This window comes from Blautia sp. AM28-27 (assembly GCF_003480905.1).
GTDB lineage: Bacteria > Bacillota > Clostridia > Lachnospirales > Lachnospiraceae > Fusicatenibacter > Fusicatenibacter saccharivorans.
In genome coordinates, this window is sequence record NZ_QUJK01000011.1 from 59,550 (window position 1) to 79,655 (window position 20,106).

Genomic DNA, 20,106 nt, shown 5'->3' on the forward strand with positions numbered 1-20,106 from the left:
TTTCAAGATATCGTTCCTGTGTTCTGAAAAGGAGGGAACAACGATATTGCGAAGAATACAGACAGTTGTTTTCAGAAAATATAACGGAAAATAAAAAGCAGGAAAAAAGGCTGGTTAAAGAGCTTCATTCAGCCAGCAGACTTCTGACGTTCAGTGAAGCATTATCTAAAGTTGAAAACAGTATGCCGGAACAATTCCAGCAGGGAATAGCATCTGTAAGTCGGCTGATGGAAGAACTGATACCGGTTTATAAAAGAAAACCGGATATGGAAAAGGCCTGCCTGGCTTATGTATTTGCCATATTTCATATGACGAAATTCCAGGCTAAGGAAATTGTTTTCCCATTTCTTTTTGACCTGCTTGGAAATAAAAGTCTCTATTGCAGGGAGAATGCTTTGCGGGCATTATACAGTTCAGAAGATATACAAGCGGTTATGCAGGCATTGACATTTCTGGATGCAAATGAGCAGCTGCTTCCGCATAAAAAAATACTTGCAGATGGACTTCTTTCCTTCGATAAAAAAGAAGAACTGATACCACTTCTTTGGAAAAAATTGAGTGAATTTCATCCAAGGATGCAGGTAAGCTTGTTGGATTATATTCGATATGCATCGTCAAACTGGAAGGATGAAATGCTGTCTATGCTGGAAACAAGCCAGGATATGGAAATTCAAATCGCATGTGTCCGCTATTTTGGCAGATATCAGGATGAAAGAAGTGTTTCTTTTCTGCTTCATCACGCTGAAGAAGAAAAGGAAGGGTTCTGGGAATTGCAGAATGCCTGTATTTCTGCTCTTGCTGTGTATCCCGGACCGCAGACACTGGAAATCTTGAAAAAAGAGACTTCCAGTAAAAACTGGTATGTCCGTTATAATGCTGCAAAAAGCCTTGCAGTTCTGAATACAGACAGGGATGCATTAGCTGATATTTTACAGGGAAATGACCGCTACGCAAAAGAAATGTTAGAGTACCAGCTGGATGAAGTAAAAGTACAAAGGAGGGCGGGTTTATGACCGATGCATTTCGTTTTTTTCTGGAATGTGTCAATCTGTTTTTTATTATATACCTGATTGGATATTCCAGCTTTTTGTTTTTGTCGGTTGTAGCAGGCGCAATTGAGCTGTACAGATCATACCGCCTTGAACAGATGCACAATAAACTGTGGCAAAGCTATTACATACCGGTTTCCATTCTTGTTCCGGCTTATAACGAAGAGGTTACGGTGAAGGATACAGTCACTTCACTTCTCAACCTGGATTATAAACTATATGAAATTATAGTAATAGATGATGGTTCTAAAGACAAAACATCTCAGGTTCTGATTGATGCATTTCATATGGAGCGAGTGGAACGCCCGATCCGTCATCTGATCCAATGTCAGCCTGAGGAAGAAATTTATGAATGCCCGAACCAGAAAGTGCCCATTACTTTGATCCGCAAGAAGAATGGAGGAAAAGCAGACAGCTTAAATGCCGGAATCAATGCAGCCAGGTATCCCTGGTTTATCTGTATGGATGCGGACTCTATTTTACAGCATGATTCGCTGGAGAAAATCGTTCGCCCGGTTCTGGAGGACGAAAATGTAATAGCCGTTGGTGGAAGTGTCCGCCCAGCCAATGGTGTTGTCATAAAAAAAGGTCATGTGATAAAATACAGGCTGCCCAGAAATATAATAGCAAGAATGCAATCCCTGGAATATGCCCGTTCTTTTCTGGCAGCACGTATCCTGCTGGATAAAATCAATGCAAACATGATCATATCCGGAGCTTTTGGATTATTTGAGAAAAAAACAGTGATTGCCGTAGGCGGATATGACAACAGTACAATGGGCGAGGATATGGAACTGGTAGTCAGACTTCATGAATTCAGCCGCATGAATCGTAAGCCATATAAGATTGATTTTGCACAGGATGCCATCTGCTGGTCGCAGACTCCGGAAAAATTAAGTGAATTAGGCAAGCAGCGGAAAAGATGGCAGAGAGGATTGTTCCAGTGTATGTGGGGACACCGTAAAATGCTGGCAAACCCACGGTACGGAGCCGTAGGACTTTTATCCTATCTTTATTTTCTGCTTTACGAATTATTGTCACCATTTATTGAACTTTTGGGTGTACTTACAATGGTTTTATCTGTGATGATGGATATGCTGAACGTGAAATTTATGCTGGTATTTCTTGCATACTATGCCCTGTATGGTATTTTACTCACATTAACTGCATATTTTTCAAGAATCTATACCATTGACCAGAGGTTTTCTTTTCGAGAGCTGATCCTTGCTATTACTGCTTGTTTTTTTGAAACAACTTTTCTCCGCTTTTATCTGGAGTTTGTCCGTGTGACTGCATTTGTGGGATACAAGAAGAACAAACTGAACTGGGATAAACTGGAAAGAAAGAAAATGAACAGAATATAGTTTTATTACTATGTCAATTTATCTAGTAGATCAAATAATAAATAACTGGCTACATTTTACGAAACGTCTTCTGGTGAAATTTCATCGGGCTTATAAGTCCAATGATAGACTACTGGATCTGCATTTACTTCATCGAAATATTTATAAATTCTGTCTTCAAGTTCCTGCTTTGTATTAACTCGAATTCCCTTCAGCATCTGCTTTGTCATCTTGCTGAAAAAGCTTTCAATCAAATTTAGCCAGGAACTATGGGTTTGTGTAAATACAAACATGTAGCGTCCTTCTGGTTTTGTTGCAAGGTAGTTCTGAACCTCTTCTTGCAAAATATAACCATGTATGTGCTGCATGTGGAAGAACCCCGAAAGATACAGGGTTTCAGCAGGATCATAAAGTGCCGAGACTTAGAGGGGGAAGTGATGAAATTTCAAATTGGCAACCATTGTGTGATGAATGCAATAACTTTAAAAGTACTGCTTGCAGAGATTGCCAGTTAGATTGTGAAACTTGTTGTTGGGCATATCCTGAAAAATTTAAACCTTTTCATATTCCTGGAGAGTTAGTTAAATGTTTGCGCGAACATGCTCAAAAGCTTGGCAGGAATCCCGATGAATTACTCACTGAAATTATTACAAATTATATTGAAAACCAAAATTAGAAAAACACACAGACTCATGGTTAGTGTAATAAGGGTCTGTGTGTTTTTCTGTTATAGAGGAAGAGAGTAATTATTGTTATGAGGATCAGTGCGGTATTTATATTCCTGTAATTTTTCATCTTTGTTAATTAGCATAGAATAGATAGTCTCTAAGGGGAATGGCAGATAAAGATGTTGTATGTTATAATCTTATAAAATGATGAAAAGTGTAGGAATGGCAGAAGAAAAATTAAATGTGTTATATACCATTGACGATAAAGAATTTCCATCAATGGATTATATAAATGTACTTGAAAAAATGGAAAGGTTATAGAACGCCCAGACCATATTTGGAGTCAATGATGTGAAGTACATCATCCGCTACGATGAGGCAGTCCCCCGTTCTAAAGCCATCCGGTACCCATCTGGAAAAATCAAGTCTTTGTTCTACAAGCACCAGAGGATCTTTACAAAGTTTCTTTGCTTCTTCGAACTGTTCTATGACGAAGTTGCAGTATTCCTCTGTGCAGTTTTCCATCTCCGCATCGTAGTAATCCAAATCTGCAGTCGGATCACGCCCGGATTTTCCAAGAGCTTTCAGAACTTTGTATTCACAGAGTTTATGTGCATCTGTTCCCTGCTGTGCATAAGGACTTGCCCGATCCCTGATCTCAGCACATAACCTTACGGATGGTGGGCAGTTCAATCACTGCTTACTTGAGGGAGCGGAGAGCAATGCGTGTTTAGGCATTGCCGATCACCTCCAAAGCTGCGATCACTTCCGGGTATTTATCAGCAGGAACTCCGGTCAGAGTACCATCGGAAGAAAAGGTTGCTACGATCTTCTTCACATCCGCTTTATACTTTCCGGCATCTGCCTTGGCCTTCTGAACCAGTCTTGCTCTGACATCTTCTTTGGTATAAGTGATGGTTTCGGATTCCTTTTCAGGAGAAACTTCCTGCGCCGCCTCAGATACTTTTTCTGCTTTGACTGTTTTTTACTTTTTCGCTGGAGCTTTCGGCTGTGTCACGTCTTCTGTGGAAGAGTAGATTTCACTAAGCCGTGTGAAGCTGTCAGCAATGGTCTTAAATAACTTCGCCAATTCTTTTTCCTTCATCGTCTTTTGCCTCCTTTGACATATGGTTGACTGCGTTTTTCTTTGCAAGCTGTCTGGTAATGACACTGATTGCAATCAGCACATCTGAGATTTCCTTATCAAGTTCTGCATCGCTGATTATGGCAGCATCTGTTTCTGTAACATTTCCCATCGTTTACACCGCCTTTCTGAAAGACTTTTCCTTTCACTATCCCATGGACACAAAATCCCAAAAAGGGCGGGAGAAAAATTTAAAGTGGTCGGATTGGATTTTTACATTTATATAGAAGAAACCCGCTCAAAGGAAAAAAATTAAAAAAAGTGCCGCCCAATTCGCAGATTCCTGTCCATGGGATAGTGAAGAGATAAATACACATCTCTACCATTTAACGAAAGGAGCTATTCTTATGGGAGTAGGTTATAGAAACCAGGAAGGCTATGCCGATCCGGTACCATATCTGGCAATCTCCAATATGAATGTCCAATATTACCCCTCATGTTTGCAGACATGCAGGAACAAGAGTGCTGCCGATAACAGAAGATGTGGCAGAAATGTTTCGAGCAATCATCGAAGACAGGAATGCTCCTAAAGTGGAAAAATCCATTGATGGCTACAGTGGATTCCTTTTCTACGATGACAATGGAATGCCACTTGTGGCAATGCACTGGCAGCACCGATTCAACCACATGGTCGGCAGATACAATGATATCTATCGGGTGCAGATGCCTAATATCACACCTCATGTATGCCGAAACACCTATTGCAGCAATATGGCAAAATCAGGAATGAATCCAAAGACGTTACAGTACCTCATGGGGCATTCGGATATAAGTGTTACAATGAATGTGTACACGCATATCAGTTTTGATGATGCTGAGGAAGAATTGAAACGTATGGAAGAGTTTAGGAAGGCGCAGGCGGAGGTTGAGCAGAAGAAGGAGAAACCGATGTCGCAGAAAGTGTTTAAAGTTGTATAATATGGAAATGGGATGACGCTCTGGTATAGACTGGGGCGTTATTTTTGTGGAAAAAAGTAGGTTCAGAGGATATAATATAATCAGGGTGATTTAGGAAGATGGGAAAAGCGGTTTTGATTTCATATGAAAGGAATGGTTGTGAAATGTATTACGATGAAAAAACAGCGGAGAAGCCAGAAAAATGGCCTGCGAATGCTCGTGAACAGATTTTAGATACATTATGTGAATGTGTAGAAGAATTTAGGAAAAATCCGTCTTATAAGACAAGAGAAGTCCTTTTGTCTTTAACGTGTGAGCATGATTTGAATTTGAATGAGAATTCTGGATTGGTTCGTGTAACCGAGTATGAAGTTGGGATACTGAATTTTCTCTATTTAGTTGGTAATGCATATCAAATATCTTCATTAAAAACATATATATACAATATTATAACGCAGGTAACTAGATTACAGAAAATTACTTCTTGGTTTAATCCTGTGATTAATTGTGATGAAGAAAATACATATCGTGTAATACCATATGAACAGGGGCTTATGTTCCCACTGAGATTGTATCACATAGCGTATCAAAAGTTCACAATAGAAAAGAATAAGTCATTTGCAGAACAATTAATAGAAATTGTAGAGGAAACGTTAAAAAGCTGCCAAACGGAAGAAGAGATTGATACCTTGACTCATTCATATACATCTATGTTACTGGATATTAGTAATATGCATGGAAGTAAAAGAGAAAAGTTATGGGAATTTACAAGAGAAGAATTATACAAATTATTAGCAATAGAAGCAAAACTACTTAGAATGAATAAGCAGCCTGCAAACATTCGACCAGTTAAGGGTGTGCTTATGATGATGATAAGCAATTTCATTTTAAAATCGAGAAATGGGTATAACAATGATTATATTTGTAAATATCTGCCAATAGAAGTTGCAAAGAGTAGTATTAGTAATCATCAAATTTGGATGAAGAAAACAGAGCTGCTTAATGATGAGCGAGAGAAAAAAGTTATTCCAGAATTGTTTGAAGATATGTCATGGATTCATTATGACTGGATAAAAGACATTGATTTTTCTGAGACACGAAACTATTATGTGTCATGTTTCAGTAAGTCAATAAATAATAGCCATATGCAAGACGGTTATGGAGAATGTTTGTATGGATATAAAAATGATAGAATTGTGGACCTGATTGGACCTATTGGATTATATACATTGACAAAAAAGGCTGACGCTGACGCAGATTTGCCAGATACTATGAAAAGACCATATATAGCTCAAGTAATAACATTTGATGTTTTATATGACATTGAAGAAGCAAAGACGGAATTACAATACTTATTTAGCGTTATAGACATGTTTGATTTATCTGACAATAATAAGAAAATGTTTTTACAGGAGATATTGCAATATTGGATTCTTTCTGTTAAAGATAGCAAATGGAAAGCTGAAAGAGAAAGAAGATATGTTATTTTTTTATATGACGATTATGAATATATTGAAACAGAATTGGATGATACATTCTTGAAAGTTAAAACATCACTTTTTATTACGCCTGATTTTATTATAGGGAAAAATCCTAGCAAATGGGAAATAATGCGACAACTTGCGGCAAAAAGAAAAGCATTGTTTAGTAAAGAATATCTGTTTTGTGAAAATTGTTTAATGCAAGATCATGATGTGGCAATACATGAGAAACCAGAAAAATGTCCGATATGTGGTTCTAAAAATATAAGGATGATATATCACAAGAATGCTTAGTAGTAAGAAGCTTCATTTTACTACCAATTTTACTACTAACAGGTAGTAGCAACGTGCTCAATCTTACTCTGATTTGCCACAATCTGTAATTTCAGAGCATTTAATAAAACACCCGAAAACCCTAGCAAAGCAGGGCGTTTCAGGGCAAAACAAGGAGAAATAAAACAATGATTAAAGTACTTTTTATTTGCCACGGCAGGATTTTCTGTTCAGAATGAAAAGTCTCAAATCGTCTTAAATACTTCTATAAATAGCATTTCTTGTGTTCCATTCTCAATTTTACCAATGATTTACCAATATTTCTGGAGAGTCAGACTTGCAAAACCAGAATGAGGAGATTAAAAATATGAGCAAATTGAAACCAAGAATAACGGAAAACGGAATTGATTATATCCTTGTCGGAGATTACTACATCCCGGATTTGAAACTGCCGGAGGAACACCGCCCCATTGGGAAGTATGGACGGCTACATCAGGAATATTTAAGAGAAGTCCACCCAGCCAGATTGAACACATTGATATTGACCGGGGAGTTATGGACATATCTTGCAGACCTGAACGAACAGGCACAGGAACGGTTAGACATCATCATGGAACAGATGAAAACTGCCGAGGGCGTAACCGAGGAATTGAAGCGTACCCATCAAATGGAATGGGTGCAGCGTTGCAATAACATTCACAACCGGGCAGAAGAAATTGTTTTGCATGAGATGATTTATTCGTAATGATATGTTAAGAGTTAAGCAAATATGAAGTTGTCAAGTTTTTTCAAACAGCCTCATTGCATAGAAATGACAAACAGATTATTCTTAAAGCAGGAGGTGGCAGAAATGGCAAACGAAGATAAGAAAGATTTTAATGCTATGTTGCACGACAATAAGGATATGCCAAAATTTCAAATCATTACAGACCAGAAAAGTATTGAAAAATATGGTGGCAGTAAAATGTATTTTGCACCGCCAATCGACTATGACAAAGTAATGAAAAAAATTCCGTATGGTAAAGTGATTACCGTCGGGAAAATACGAGAATACTTTGCGGAGTTAAGTAGTGCAGATTTTACAGAACCGATTACAGCAGGAATTTTTGTTTCTATTGTGGCATGGGCGAGTTATCAGCGTTCAGAAGATGAAACGCCTTATTGGAGAACATTGAAAGCAAACGGAGAACTAAATGCTAAATACCCAAATGGTATTGAAGCACAAAAAGAAAAATTAGAAGCAGAAGGACACACCATCATTCAAAAAGGGCGTAAAAATGTACGATACTATGTAAAGGACTATGAAAACTCCCTCTTTGATTTGAAATAGGTAAATTTGAATTTGGCAGATGTAAAAGGATTTTGACACTCATAATAAGTGATGTCAAAGCTATTTTGTAGACAATAGTGGGTGTTTTTCCTACAATAAAAGTGCAAGGAGGTATAGTGGCATGGAGCATGATATTGGATGCAAAATCAAGGCAGCCCGAATTGAAAAAAAGCTGACGCAAGAACAGGTTGCCGAATTGTTGGGTGTGAGTCGTCAGACCATCTCAAATTGGGAAAATGAAAAATCCTATCCAGATATTATCAGCGTCATTAAAATGAGCGAATGCTACGATGTCTCTCTTGACTATCTATTGAAAGGAGAACAAAAAATGAAAAGCTATTATGATTATCTTGAAGAAAGTACGAATGTTGTGAAAAGCAATGCCAACAGAAACAAGATTATTACGATTCTCTCCTATCTCTTGATTTGGGCGTTTGCAATGATAGTGTTCTGGTTTTTTGCAAGTGGAAGTGACGCTATGGGTTACAGTTTGATGTTTCTTTGGTTTATTCTTCCTATATCCACATTTATTGTATCTATTGTTATTGGTAAAAATAACTTTTGGGGAAAAGGAAAATGGGCATTCACTCTTTTCTTTGGCGTAATGTATATGCTTGCTGAATATGGCACATTCAAAATGGCAAACAACATTGCTTTTAACAAACTGAATGCCCCTGACTTGGGAATGATTGTAGCCGGAGCAATAATCTCTGCAATCGGTATGTTGGTAGGTTCACTGTGGAATAAGAAACGCCACAATCAAAAAAAATAAGTAACAAGAAAAATCCCAACTTGTTATTCTGAAAATTTAACTGAATAACCACAGCACAAACCGCTGCTACATGGAAGCTAACAAACCATGCAACAGCGGTTTTTCTTTACCGTTTTTTCCTCTGACTGATAGGCGTTCCCATTTTCTTTGATTTTTTGAGAATCCGAATCAGCCAGCGAAATTCTTCGTCTGACAGATTTTTATAGTTGATACCAAGCTGCTTGCAGTAAAGAACAACCAGCTTTTCATCCCGACTGCCCTTGAAATTTTCGACTGCTTCCAGATTTTCTTTCAGTTCATCGGCAACGGTAGTTTGGGGTGCGCTCTCGCTGTCCTTTTTGTGGGCTTCCCGAATATCCCGGATAATGAGATTGAGGTCATCCCGTACCATGTGGCTGAAATACTCATCATCACTGATATGGGCAGCTTGCAGCACCTTTAAATGCGGGTCATCTTCGCCGGGGCGATACCGTTCAATGATTTCATGTCGGACGGTATCGACAAGGGCATTGAGGTTCTGAATCTGCATGGTGGCAATCCCATCCACATAAATCTCAATGTCCGCAAGAAACTTGATAAAGTCCTTATGGGTGGCAAGTTCGCAGAGCAGGCGGTTGTTAATCCGACCGCTTTTCAGGAGTGCCACCATTTCATCACTCAAATGCAGCTCCCTTAATGGCGTGTTGATCTCTGTCCTGTTCTCTGACCGGCAAAAGAGATAATCGAGGGACACCCCATAAAAATCTGCCAGCAGGATAAGGTTGCCATGATTGATTTCCTTATAGTCATCTTTTTCATAACTGCCAAGAGCCGATTTTGAAATACCCGTTTGCTCTGCCAGTTCTTCCAGTTTTAATCCTTTGTTTAATCGTAAATCTTTTAGCCGTTCCTGTATTGTAGTAGCTCCGTTCATTGAAGCAGCTCCCCCTTTTTGACAACATATATAACCGTTGAATTGATTATACCATATCAATTCCGCAATCGTGGAAATTTCTGATTTTTACCCCTGATTCCTACTTTGTGGACATACGGCACAGGGCACAAAAATGTTCTATGATACAGGTAGTTCATCGATGGATTATTCCAATCGAATGACCAGCCTGTGTGGGATATGCTTCCCTGGCGATGTAGCGCCATGACTTTTGGCAGGGATATGGAGGAACCCTGACCGAAACGAGCGTACCAAAGGGAGCGATACGCCGCTGTGAGATTCAGGGGAGGAACGACACCGGGGAGAACTGGCGAGCTGACACCGAAATGATACCGAAACACGACAATCTGATAGGGGGACAGTCTACCCTATCGCTGATACTTCGGGAGATTTTAAGCGGCTCTATGGCTGTAATTTTGCCGAAAATCGCCCCGAAACCATACACTAAAACGGGAGAAAACACAATATGCCGAGAATGAGCAAAAAAAGGAAGCATGAGCTTTCCTTTTACCTCAATGACCGGGGGCGTGTCACTTACAACGAATTATGCCGGAAATGCCAGCATGGGTGCAGGCAGAGCTTCCGGGCGGTTGTGATTGACTGCCCTCATTATTTATCCAAACGAGCCAAGAAAAAGGAGGAACACACAGAATGAATTTTGAATTTATGACGATAGACACACCACTGCCGCCCTGTATGCCATTTCCCAGAGCATTGACAGGGTTTCCAGTCAGCAGCACCGCAAAGGTCATGTACTGCCGGATGTTAGACGCTATGCTATCCAAAGGGCAGGAGGACGAGAACGGAATCCTGTTTGTCTGCTTCCCTGTCACAGCCATTGCCGCAGTCCTGTCCCGCAGCCCCATGACGGTCAAGCGTTCTCTGAATGAACTGGAAACTGCCGGACTTATCATGCGGGTGCGTCAGGGCATTGGAGAACCAAACAGGATTTATGTGCTGATACCGGGAAAGGAGGATACTGCCCTTGCCTGATACCTCAAAGCTGGAAAAGCTCAACCGGGAGTTGGAGAAAAGCGAAAAGAAACTGCGGAAAGCAATCAATGATGAAAAGGCATTGCAGCACCAGCTAAAGCAGCTTACCCGAAAGGAACGGAGGCATCGGCTCTGTACCCGTGGCGGTATGCTGGAAAGTTTTCTGCAAGAGCCGGAACGCCTGACAGATGATGATGTCATGCTGCTGTTGAAACTCATTTTTCACAGGCAGGACACGCAGGAACTGTTGAAAAAACTGCTGGAACGGGAGAAGCCGGAAAACCCTTAGTTTACTAAGGGCGCAATTATACACCACCCAGAGGTTGGTGCATTGCGTTCTCCGAAGGCTCCTCGCCGGAGGGCTGTGATTTTCCGCAGTCATGGTCTGCTCCAAATCAAACAGGGGACGCTACGCTTCCCCTGCGCTGGCTGCCGCCAGCTACCCTTTTGTGGACTTGCCATCTGGGGACACCTTGCGTTGTAAGCTGTTCCCAGCCGACAAGTTTTACAAAAGCTCTCTGTACTTTGAGGGTCGAATAAAGTATAATGAAGTCAATGAGAAATCGGGAGTTGGAGGTATTCACTATGAAAAAGATTATAACCGTAACGCTTTGCATTGTGCTGGTTCTTCTCTTTGCCGGATGCGGAAAGAACGGCGATACATCAAAAGTGGAAATTGATTATGGAGCATCTTCCGTTTATTCAAAAGAAGAAATAGATTCTGCCATTGAGATTATAAAAAAGCAGTTCGCTTCGTTTGAGGGCTGTGAATTGCATAGCCTTTCTTATATGCCAGATGAAGAATGCAACAATGCAGATAACATTGAATGGATGAATGATTTAAGAACGGAAGATAATAAAGAAGCCTTTACGCAATGTATTGCATTTAAAAGTAGTTTCCGTTCGCCAAAAAACGGCGGCGGTGCATGGGAGGCGAACGAAGAATACACTTGGTCATGGTGGCTTGCACGGTGTGAAGGTGGAGAATGGAAGTTAATGACGTGGGGGTATTGATAAGCGTAAGAACTTCCAGTTTGCCACTCACACATCGGGTCAACTTGTCCCGAACTTTTACAACTTAATACCCGCCGCCCACACAGCGGCACACCAAGCAGGAAATCTGAAAAAGGTTGCCTGCTTTTTTTCTGCCCGAAATGAGGTGGTAAAACGCCACCCCATCCACCAATTACCGAAAGGAGGGACACGAAATGTCCTGCCCACACAACGAAATCACGATTGTTCAGCGCAGCCAGCGGCAGTCTGCGGTTGCCGCCGCTGCTTACCAAAGCGGCGAAAAGCTGTTCTGTGAATACGACCAGCAAGTGAAGCACTACCCGGAAAAGCGTGGTATTGTCCACAATGAAATTCTGCTCCCGGCAAACGCCCCACGGTCGTATGCAGACCGCAATACTTTATGGAACGCCGCCGAAGCGGTGGAAAAGCAATGGAACTCCCAGCTTGCAAGGCGGTGGGTGCTTACCATCCCAAGAGAGATACCACCCGACCAGTATGCTGTCCTTGTCCGGGAGTTTTGTGAGCAGCAGTTTGTTTCCAAAGGCATGATTGCTGATTTTGCCATCCATGACCCCCATCCGCCGGGACACAATCCCCACGCCCATGTCATGCTCACTATGAGGGCAATGGACGAACATGGAAAATGGCTTCCCAAGAGCCGCAAGGTTTATGACCTTGACGAAAACGGGGAACGGATAAAACTTCCGTCCGGCAGATGGAAAAGCCACAAGGAGGATACGGTGGATTGGAACGACCAGAAGTATTGCGAAATCTGGCGGCATGAATGGGAGGTCATCCAGAACCGCTATCTGGAAGCCAATGACCGTCCGGAGCGTGTGGACTTGCGTTCCTATGCCAGACAGGGGCTTGATATTGTCCCCACTGTCCATGAGGGGGCTGCTGTCCGGCAGATGGAAAAGCGTGGTATCCAGACGAATATCGGAAACCTGAACCGGGAAATCAGAGCCGCCAACAGTCTGATGAAGTCCATCCGGCAGCTTATCCAAAACCTCAAAGGCTGGATTACCGAGCTGGGAGAAAAACGGAAGGAGCTGCTTGCACAAAAAGCGGCGGAGGAAGCAACATTTCTTCCCAATCTTTTGATGAAATATATGGAAATACGAAAGGAAGAACGGAAGGACTGGACAAGGGCTGGACAGAACCGGGGGACTTCGCAGGACTTAAAGGCAGTCAGCGAAGCCCTGTCCTATCTCCGGCAAAAGGGGCTTTCCACTGTGGAGGACTTAGAAGCGTTTCTGGAATCTTCCGGGAAATCAGCCGCAGATTACCGCAGTCAGATGAAGCCAAAGGAAGCCCGCAGCAAAGTGATTGACGGGATTCTTGCCAGCCGGACAGACTGCAAGGAATGTAAGCCTGTCTATGAGAAGTACCAGAAGATATTTTTCAAGAAAACAAAGGAGAAATTCAAACAGGAATACTCGGAGGTTGCCCGGTATGCGAAAGCCGCCGCCTACCTTGCCAAGCACCCGGACGATAAGGACAGTACCCAAAAGGAGCTGCAAGAGGAGCAGGAAACGCTTCTGGAAGAAATTGCAGCCCTGAAAACACCGCTGACCGAGGTACAGGAGGATTTGAAGAAGCTGCGGGACATCCGCTACTGGGTACGGAAAGCCACCCCCGGCACAGAGGAAAGCCAAGAGCCGCCCAAGAAACAGCCTATCAAAGAAGTCTTGCAGGATAAGGCTGACGAGAAAAAAGCACAAAGAACTGTCCCAGCACAGACGAAACACAAACAACAGGATATGGAACTTTAACAGGCACTTGCCATTTTCAATCAGAGAATGTCAGGTGTTTTTCTTTTTTTCAAGGAGGAATAGATTTGAATGTATTTGAAGCTGTGAAGCAGTCCGTCACAACAAGACAGGCTGCGGAGCATTATGGAATCCATGTAGGTCGGAACGGAATGGCTTGCTGCCCGTTCCATAACGATAAAACCCCAAGCATGAAGCTGGATCGGCGTTACCACTGCTTCGGCTGCGGTGCGGATGGGGATGTGATTGATTTTACCGCCGCCCTGTATGGGCTGGGAAAGAAAGAAGCCGCCGTACAACTGGCACAGGACTTCGGGCTTTCCTATGAGGACTGGAAGCCGCCGGGAAAGGCAAAAAAGCCCAAGCACCGGCAAAAATCCCCGGAGGAACAGTTTCAGGAAGCAAAGAGCCGCTGCTTCCGTATTCTTGCCGACTATCTCCACCTGCTCCGGGCATGGAGAAAGGAATATACCCCGCACTCCCCGGAGGAAGCCTTTCATCCCCGGTTTGTGGAAGCCTTACAGAAGCAAGACCAAGTGGAATATCTGCTGGATGTGCTGCTGTTTGGGGAGACAGAGGAAAAAGCGGCTTTGATTACAGACTACGGAAAGGATGTGATACAGCTTGAACAACGAATGGCAGAGCTTGCAGCCGCAGACGCAGCAAGAACTAAAAAACACCATGAACGCCATGCAGCCGCCCCAGAGCGTTGAGGAAATCAAGGAGGGGCTGGAAACCACCGAGAAAGGCGGTATCCGTCAGAGCATACGGAACTGTCTGACCGTATTCCAGTGTGACCCGCTGCTTTCCGGGGCTATCGCATATAACATCCTGACCGACCGCAAGGATATCATAAAGCCCATCGGCTTCCACAGAGAAAGCACCGCCCTGAACGATACGGACATGAAGTATCTGCTTCTTTATCTGGAAGAAACCTATGGGCTTACCAATGAGAAAAAGATTGATAATGCCATCGGGATTGTGGCGAATGAAAACAAGTACCATCCCATCCGGGACTGTCTCAATACCCTTGTATGGGATGGTACAGAACGAATCCGTTTCTGCCTGCGGCACTTTCTGGGGGCTGACGCAGACGATTACACCTATGAAGCGTTGAAGCTGTTCCTGCTGGGTGCAATCTCACGAGCCTTTCAGCCGGGGTGCAAGTTTGAAATCATGCTCTGTCTGGTCGGCGGTCAGGGGGCTGGCAAGTCCACTTTCTTCCGTCTGCTGGCAGTCCGGGACGAGTGGTTCTCCGATGATTTGCGGAAGCTGGACGATGACAATGTGTACCGCAAGCTGCAAGGTCACTGGATTATCGAAATGTCGGAAATGATGGCAACCGCCAACGCCAAGAGCATTGAGGAAATCAAGTCGTTTTTAAGCCGGCAGAAAGAGGTTTACAAGATACCCTATGAAACCCACCCGGCAGACCGCCCCCGTCAGTGCGTGTTTGGCGGCACTTCCAATGCCCTTGACTTCCTGCCCCTTGACCGTTCCGGCAACCGCCGCTTTATCCCCGTCATGGTGTACCCGGAGCAAGCCGAGGTTCACATTTTGGAGGACGAAGCCGCTTCCAGAGCCTATATCGAGCAGATGTGGGCGGAAGCGATGGAGATTTACCGAAGCGGCAGGTTCAAGCTGGCTTTCAGCCCCACCATGCAACGGTATCTCAAAGAACACCAGCGGGATTTTATGCCGGAGGACACCAAAGCCGGAATGATACAGGCGTATCTTGATAAGTACACCGGGAGCATGGTCTGTTCCAAGCAGCTTTACAAGGAAGCCTTGAACCACACCTTTGACGAGCCGAAGCAATGGGAAATCCGGGAAATCAACGAGATTATGAACCAGTGCATTGACCGCTGGCGGTACTTCCCGAACCCAAGAATGTTTTCAGAATATGGCAGACAAAAGGGCTGGGAGCGTGAAAACCCGGCAACGGACTCCGGCAACCCGTCTGAAAAAACGATGGACGGTTTTGTGGAGGTCGCAGAACAGATGGAGCTTCCATTCTGAAAAGGACAGCCCGTTGCACCCCCTGTTGCTATCCCGTTGCCGAGCCGGTTGCCGGGGGAAATCCCATAACTGCGGGCTTTTCTCCCTTATAACAACCAAAACAACAGAAAAATAAAAGAAAAGTATAAATAGTAAGTAATGCCAGACTGAGATTGTTTGCAAGGTCTTTTGAAGCCCGTTGCCGGACTTCGTTGCCGACACCCTCTGTCTGGCTATTTTCATGTATGGAGGATAACTGCCTATGGCAAATAATAAGATGAATATAGAAGGAAAAAATTACTCGGATATTCCGGTGTGGCGTAGATATACGCTTACCATTGAGGAAGCAGCCAGATATTATCATATCGGCGAAGGAAAATTGAGAACGCTTATTGACACACATCCCAATGAAGATTTTTATGTGATGAACGGCAATCGTGCCCTCATTAAGCGTGAGAAATTTGAGAGGTATCTGGATCAGGCTACGGCTGTGTAAACAGAGCTGACAGATTTACCAATTTCACATGATATAACTATGCGGAGAGCCGGATTTGTGCTATGATAAGAGTGCAAGTCTGGCTCTCTTTTTTTGAAAGGAGAGTTCACGATGAGTGAGAAAAGACGAGATAACCGTAATCGGATTTTGCGAGAGGGCGAGTACCAGCGTAAGGATGGGAGGTATCGGTTCCGCTATATTGATGAGGACGGAAAAGAGAAAAATGTATACAGTTGGCGTTTGGACAAGAATGACCCAATGCCAAAGGGGAAGAAACGGGAGCTTTCCCTGCGTGAGAAAGAAAAACAGATTGAAGCAGATTTGTTTGACCGTATTGTAACAAATGGTGGCAACTATACTGTATTGGAGCTGGTAGAAAAGTATGTTTCATTGAAAACAGGAGTTCGTCACAATACGGTTGCCGGATATAAAACGGTCATCAATATGCTGAAAAAAGAGAGTTTTGGGAATCAGCGAATTGATAAGGTGCGTTTGTCAGACGCAAAAGCATGGCTGATTAAGCTCCAGCAGATAGATGGACGGGGATACAGTTCCATTCATTCGATCAGGGGAGTTCTCAGACCGGCATTTCAGATGGCAGTAGATGATGACCTGCTTCGTAAAAATCCATTTGAATTTGAGCTTGCCTCCGTCATTGTCAATGATTCTGTTACCAGAGAAGCGATCACCCGAAAGCAGCAGAGAGATTTGTTGAAGTTTATTGAAGATAAACATTTCAGCAGATACTATGATGCAATCTATATTCTTTTTCACACAGGGCTTCGTATCTCAGAGTTCTGTGGACTGACGGTTTCAGAAATCGAGTTTGGAGAAATGCGTATTAAGGTAGACCATCAGTTACAGCGTACTGCACAGATGCAGTATGTAATTGAAGAGCCAAAAACTGACAAAGGCATCCGCTATGTGCTGATGACGGAAGCTGTCGCAGCGTGTTTTCGCAGAATCATTGCCAACCGCAAGACACCAAAAGTTGAACCGATGGTGGAAGGATATGCAGGATTTTTGTTTCTGGATAAAAACGATATGCCGATGGTTGCCCTTCACTGGGAAAAGTATCTGGAGCATATCATTCAGAAATACAACAGGATTTACCGTATCCAGATGCCGAAAGTTACCCCTCATGCGTTGAGACATACGTTCTGCAGTCGATGCTTTGAAAAGGGAATTACCCCAAAGGTTGTTCAGCAGCTCATGGGACATGCTCATTATTCCACAACAATTGATATATACACACATATATCAGAAGAGATGATGGGAAATGAATTGGAGAAATTCAAAGTAGCAATGAATGCCTGATGGACGGCTGCTTACGAAGAGAAGTTTTCGTAAGACTTCGTAAAATAAATCCTACGAAAATGATAAAAACCTTTACGAAAATAATGACAAGGCGGGTATCGGGGGTAGAAAAATAGTAAAAAAGTTGTACGAAAAAAAGCTTCGTAAAATAAAAATGAAATGAAGCAAAGCTGCTAGTGGAAAACACGAAAATAGTCAGTAAGTAAGCCACTTTTGAGGGTTGAGTCCAAGAGGCTCAGGTTCAAGAAGTTGCAAAACAGATGGGCATGTAAGCGAAGCTTGCACTTCAAATTAAATAAGATTTTTTAAAGGCTCTGAAAGCCTTATAAACACTTTATTCTCTGGTGATTATAAGTTTTTCGGAGCTTTTTTCTATGGAAAAAGGGAAATATAGGCAGTCTGTACCACCTGCATCCTGCAATTTTTTTCGTAGATTACTGATGTGCTTCTTAAGCGAACGTTCTGTGCAGTCTTGTGTATCCAGGCTTAAGTGACCGATCGACAATGACTGTCTCTCTGTCTGTATTTCATTTCCGAAGCTGAACAGTAATCCGTGCAAGAAGTTCTTTTATTTCAAACGGTTTGGTCATATAGTCAGCAGCATCACCGAGCAAAAGATTCAACATCAATCTTGGCACTGAGGACAATTACAGGAACATTCTGAATCTAGGGCAGAACTTCTGCCAGCATATCTCCAATCGAAATATCATCATCAATAATTTCTATGGTTTTCATTTTTTCCTCATTTTCTCCAATTATGGATTGCGGTGTGATCATTGGAACACAGCTTGCCATCTGTCTCTTGTTGCGGGAAAAATTATTATCAGACATATAAACGCAGGATCAAGTTTCAGAGGTGGTGTTTAAAAACTCCCCGATGAGTATCGGGGAGAAATATTATTCGTATAGAGTTACCAGAAATTCAGAAGGAAAAAAAACCGATACACAGATGAATCGTCTTTACTTAGAATAAGTTTGCATGAATCAACCGGTTACGAATCTGTGGTCCCAATATCATAGCAAGAACCATTTTGATTAAATCTCCCGGAATAAACGGGATGACACCTGCCATCAATGCGGCCAACAGATCCATGTGTGCTTCATATGCCAGACATGCAGTACCAAAGGCATAGCATACAACATGATAAAGCAAAGCAATCTGTTATTAATCTTGCGGTTAATTACCATTCCTGCTATGATAGCCATTGGAATAAATCCAATAAGATAACCGCCTGTCGGTCCAAACAGTTTTCCAGGACCACTGGTAAATCCGGAAAATACAGGAACTCCCACCAGTCCGATCAGTAGATACACCAGATAGCTGATGGTCCCTCTTTTTACCCCCAACATATACAGTACAAAATAAATAGCCAAGTTCGTCAGTGAAATCGGTACCGGCCCGATTGGCAGTGAAAAAGGTGCCAGCACACAGATTACTGCGGTCATTACTCCAATCGCAGCAATCTGCTGAATGGAAAATTTTTCTTTTGTATTAACTGTAAGATTACTCATTTTTTTAAGCCATCTTCCTGTGATAATTTCTTTCACAAGGTTTCTCATAATCCCTACTCCGAAGCTGTAATAAACCATCTAATGTAATTCGATTTTATCATTGACTTGGAGAAATAGCAAGTTGATTGAGGAGTGACCATGGTCACCCTGCCCCGCTATACATGCATCAGTTTTTTCCGAAACTGCGAAGGCGAACAGTGGTTATACATCTGAAAACTCCGATTAAAATTACTGACAGAAGAGAATCCCGAGGCCAGTGCAATATCAGTGATTGAGATTTTGGAATCGGTCAGCAGTTCTTCTGCGTGGCGGATACGCTGGCGTGTGAGGTATTCTTGGAATGTTATTCCTGTAAATTCTTTAAAAAGTCTGGAAAAATGATATTTACTGAATCCTGCGATTTCTGCAGCCTGTTCAAGTGTCAGATTTTCCCGAAATGAGGTATCGATATACTGACAGACCGTTGTGAATTTTTCCATGTATTCTCTGCGGGAGGAAAAGGATACATCGGTAAATCGAGGAGTATGTTCGAAATTATGGCGTACTAGCAGAAGAACAATCTGAATAACAGCAGAGGATACCCAGGTATCGGCCAGATAATTACTTTTTTCAGCCTCCCGGATGATTTCCTTGAATTTTGCAGACACTTCCTGAAAGAGTTCCGGACAGGAAGCCGGCGTAAGGCAAACAGCTTCCGGTAACAGCAGCAGTGCGCTTCCCATACCGGGTATAGAATAAAAAAGCGACAATGGTGCCTGAAAAATCAGGCGCTTACCGGTGGCAGGCGCCTGCAGTGAATGAATTTCCCCACTGTTGATAAATAACAGATCAAGGGGATTTAGTGTGTAGCACTCATTTCCTATTACGGCCTGATAGCCGTTTTCTAAAGGCATGATAATTTCAATACTTGTATGCCAGTGTGGCGGATAATCTTCAGTCTCCTGATTTTTCATCAATCGAAACTGTGAAGAACCATATGCAATCGTTTCTTTCATTCCTTTGAGATCTTCAATCATAGTAAAAGATAATCCCTTTCAAAAATAGCAAAATATAGGAAAAGTATAGCAAGAATCAATAAGGAAAACAATAGATTCTTTTTTATAATATAGAAAATGA

General features: G+C 42.6%; 21 protein-coding genes and 4 pseudogenes. 17 read left to right on the forward strand and 8 right to left on the reverse strand.

The features are described from left to right. Positions 1 to 395: 395 nt before the first annotated feature. Together DW743_RS17885 and DW743_RS13215 are read left to right on the forward strand one after the other, a co-directional pair. Complete coding sequence (locus DW743_RS17885) at positions 396 to 1,013, forward strand: HEAT repeat domain-containing protein (RefSeq protein ID WP_207665918.1); 618 nt, start codon at positions 396 to 398, stop codon at positions 1,011 to 1,013. Continuing rightward, positions 1,010 to 2,413 (forward strand): glycosyltransferase family 2 protein, encoded by a 1,404-nt coding sequence (locus DW743_RS13215; protein ID WP_117510833.1) that lies wholly within the window; start codon positions 1,010 to 1,012, stop codon positions 2,411 to 2,413. Before DW743_RS17885 ends, DW743_RS13215 begins: the two co-directional genes overlap by 4 nt. Positions 2,414 to 2,469: 56 nt before the next feature. Here the strand turns inward: DW743_RS13215 and DW743_RS13220 are convergent. Further along, positions 2,470 to 2,712: pseudogene (locus tag DW743_RS13220) on the reverse strand (IS630 family transposase); the annotation flags it as partial. A 92-nt stretch (positions 2,713 to 2,804) separates the two neighbouring features. Here DW743_RS13220 and DW743_RS13225 point away from each other — a divergent pair. Continuing rightward, entirely contained in the window at positions 2,805 to 3,068 is a 264-nt protein-coding gene (locus DW743_RS13225; protein ID WP_242991206.1) for an HNH endonuclease, read from the forward strand. A 307-nt stretch (positions 3,069 to 3,375) separates the two neighbouring features. Here DW743_RS13225 and DW743_RS13230 read toward each other — a convergent pair whose 3' ends face one another. Together DW743_RS13230 and DW743_RS13235 are read right to left on the reverse strand one after the other, a co-directional pair. Then, entirely contained in the window at positions 3,376 to 3,753 is a 378-nt protein-coding gene (locus DW743_RS13230) for a DUF2800 domain-containing protein (RefSeq protein ID WP_330410162.1), read from the reverse strand. A gap of 380 nt (positions 3,754 to 4,133) precedes the next feature. After that, positions 4,134 to 4,316, reverse strand: coding sequence for a hypothetical protein (locus tag DW743_RS13235; RefSeq protein ID WP_117510831.1), 183 nt, complete (start codon positions 4,314 to 4,316; stop codon positions 4,134 to 4,136). A 338-nt stretch (positions 4,317 to 4,654) separates the two neighbouring features. Here DW743_RS13235 and DW743_RS13240 point away from each other — a divergent pair. The 5 genes and pseudogenes from DW743_RS13240 to DW743_RS13260 all read left to right on the forward strand — a co-directional run. Further along, positions 4,655 to 5,122: pseudogene (locus tag DW743_RS13240) on the forward strand (tyrosine-type recombinase/integrase); the annotation flags it as partial. 98 nt (positions 5,123 to 5,220) lie between these two features. Further along, positions 5,221 to 6,876 carry a hypothetical protein gene (locus DW743_RS13245; RefSeq protein ID WP_117510829.1) on the forward strand — a complete coding sequence of 552 codons (1,656 nt, stop codon included), beginning with the start codon at positions 5,221 to 5,223 and terminating at the stop codon, positions 6,874 to 6,876. Positions 6,877 to 7,222: 346 nt separating this feature from the next. Then, positions 7,223 to 7,600, forward strand: a complete 378-nt coding sequence (locus DW743_RS13250) for a TnpV protein (protein ID WP_055060280.1) — start codon at positions 7,223 to 7,225, stop codon at positions 7,598 to 7,600. A 105-nt stretch (positions 7,601 to 7,705) separates the two neighbouring features. Beyond that, positions 7,706 to 8,185 carry an MGMT family protein gene (locus DW743_RS13255; RefSeq protein WP_055154158.1) on the forward strand — a complete coding sequence of 160 codons (480 nt, stop codon included), beginning with the start codon at positions 7,706 to 7,708 and terminating at the stop codon, positions 8,183 to 8,185. 121 nt (positions 8,186 to 8,306) lie between these two features. After that, the gene (locus DW743_RS13260; RefSeq protein WP_055060282.1) at positions 8,307 to 8,957 is read left to right on the forward strand and encodes a helix-turn-helix transcriptional regulator; all 651 of its coding nucleotides are present in this window, start codon (positions 8,307 to 8,309) and stop codon (positions 8,955 to 8,957) included. 106 nt (positions 8,958 to 9,063) lie between these two features. Here the strand turns inward: DW743_RS13260 and DW743_RS13265 are convergent, their stop codons facing one another. Then, positions 9,064 to 9,870 (reverse strand): helix-turn-helix transcriptional regulator, encoded by an 807-nt coding sequence (locus tag DW743_RS13265; protein WP_055154162.1) that lies wholly within the window; start codon positions 9,868 to 9,870, stop codon positions 9,064 to 9,066. A gap of 484 nt (positions 9,871 to 10,354) precedes the next feature. Here DW743_RS13265 and DW743_RS13270 point away from each other — a divergent pair, with 484 nt between their 5' ends. The 9 genes from DW743_RS13270 to DW743_RS13320 all read left to right on the forward strand — a co-directional run bounded on the left by DW743_RS13270 (position 10,355) and on the right by DW743_RS13320 (position 17,478). After that, on the forward strand, positions 10,355 to 10,543 hold the full coding sequence (locus tag DW743_RS13270; RefSeq protein ID WP_055060284.1) for a hypothetical protein: 189 nt from the start codon (positions 10,355 to 10,357) through the stop codon (positions 10,541 to 10,543). Further along, positions 10,540 to 10,881: a DeoR family transcriptional regulator gene (locus tag DW743_RS13275; RefSeq protein ID WP_118760264.1), complete on the forward strand. Its 342-nt coding sequence runs from the start codon at positions 10,540 to 10,542 to the stop codon at positions 10,879 to 10,881. The genes DW743_RS13270 and DW743_RS13275 overlap by 4 nt, the downstream gene beginning before the upstream one ends. Next, entirely contained in the window at positions 10,874 to 11,170 is a 297-nt protein-coding gene (locus tag DW743_RS13280) for a DUF3847 domain-containing protein (protein WP_055060286.1), read from the forward strand. The genes DW743_RS13275 and DW743_RS13280 overlap by 8 nt, the downstream gene beginning before the upstream one ends. Positions 11,171 to 11,466: 296 nt before the next feature. Further along, positions 11,467 to 11,895, forward strand: coding sequence for a hypothetical protein (locus DW743_RS13290; RefSeq protein ID WP_055218800.1), 429 nt, complete (start codon positions 11,467 to 11,469; stop codon positions 11,893 to 11,895). Positions 11,896 to 12,089: 194 nt separating this feature from the next. Next, positions 12,090 to 13,670: a MobQ family relaxase gene (mobQ, locus tag DW743_RS13295; protein WP_118760265.1), complete on the forward strand. Its 1,581-nt coding sequence runs from the start codon at positions 12,090 to 12,092 to the stop codon at positions 13,668 to 13,670. A 65-nt stretch (positions 13,671 to 13,735) separates the two neighbouring features. Beyond that, a complete protein-coding gene (locus DW743_RS13300; protein ID WP_117761839.1) occupies positions 13,736 to 14,380 on the forward strand; it encodes a CHC2 zinc finger domain-containing protein in 645 nt (214 codons plus the stop codon). After that, positions 14,349 to 15,686, forward strand: a complete 1,338-nt coding sequence (locus tag DW743_RS13305) for a virulence-associated E family protein (RefSeq protein WP_117761840.1) — start codon at positions 14,349 to 14,351, stop codon at positions 15,684 to 15,686. Before DW743_RS13300 ends, DW743_RS13305 begins: the two co-directional genes overlap by 32 nt. Before the next feature lie 241 nt (positions 15,687 to 15,927). Beyond that, a complete protein-coding gene (locus DW743_RS13315) occupies positions 15,928 to 16,161 on the forward strand; it encodes an excisionase (protein ID WP_016218019.1) in 234 nt (77 codons plus the stop codon). Positions 16,162 to 16,272: 111 nt separating this feature from the next. Next, positions 16,273 to 17,478 carry a site-specific integrase gene (locus DW743_RS13320; RefSeq protein ID WP_117761841.1) on the forward strand — a complete coding sequence of 402 codons (1,206 nt, stop codon included), beginning with the start codon at positions 16,273 to 16,275 and terminating at the stop codon, positions 17,476 to 17,478. 334 nt (positions 17,479 to 17,812) lie between these two features. On the opposite strand, the pseudogene DW743_RS19090 reads toward DW743_RS13320, so the two are convergent. The 4 genes and pseudogenes from DW743_RS19090 to DW743_RS13335 all read right to left on the reverse strand — a co-directional run. Further along, a pseudogene (locus DW743_RS19090) lies at positions 17,813 to 18,144 on the reverse strand (hypothetical protein); the annotation flags it as partial. Beyond that, complete coding sequence (locus DW743_RS18820; protein ID WP_330411496.1) at positions 18,145 to 18,273, reverse strand: hypothetical protein; 129 nt, start codon at positions 18,271 to 18,273, stop codon at positions 18,145 to 18,147. Positions 18,274 to 18,442: 169 nt separating this feature from the next. Beyond that, positions 18,443 to 18,990: pseudogene (locus tag DW743_RS13330) on the reverse strand (biotin transporter BioY). 155 nt (positions 18,991 to 19,145) lie between these two features. Beyond that, positions 19,146 to 20,006: an AraC family transcriptional regulator gene (locus DW743_RS13335; RefSeq protein ID WP_117761842.1), complete on the reverse strand. Its 861-nt coding sequence runs from the start codon at positions 20,004 to 20,006 to the stop codon at positions 19,146 to 19,148. Positions 20,007 to 20,106 lie beyond the last annotated feature (100 nt).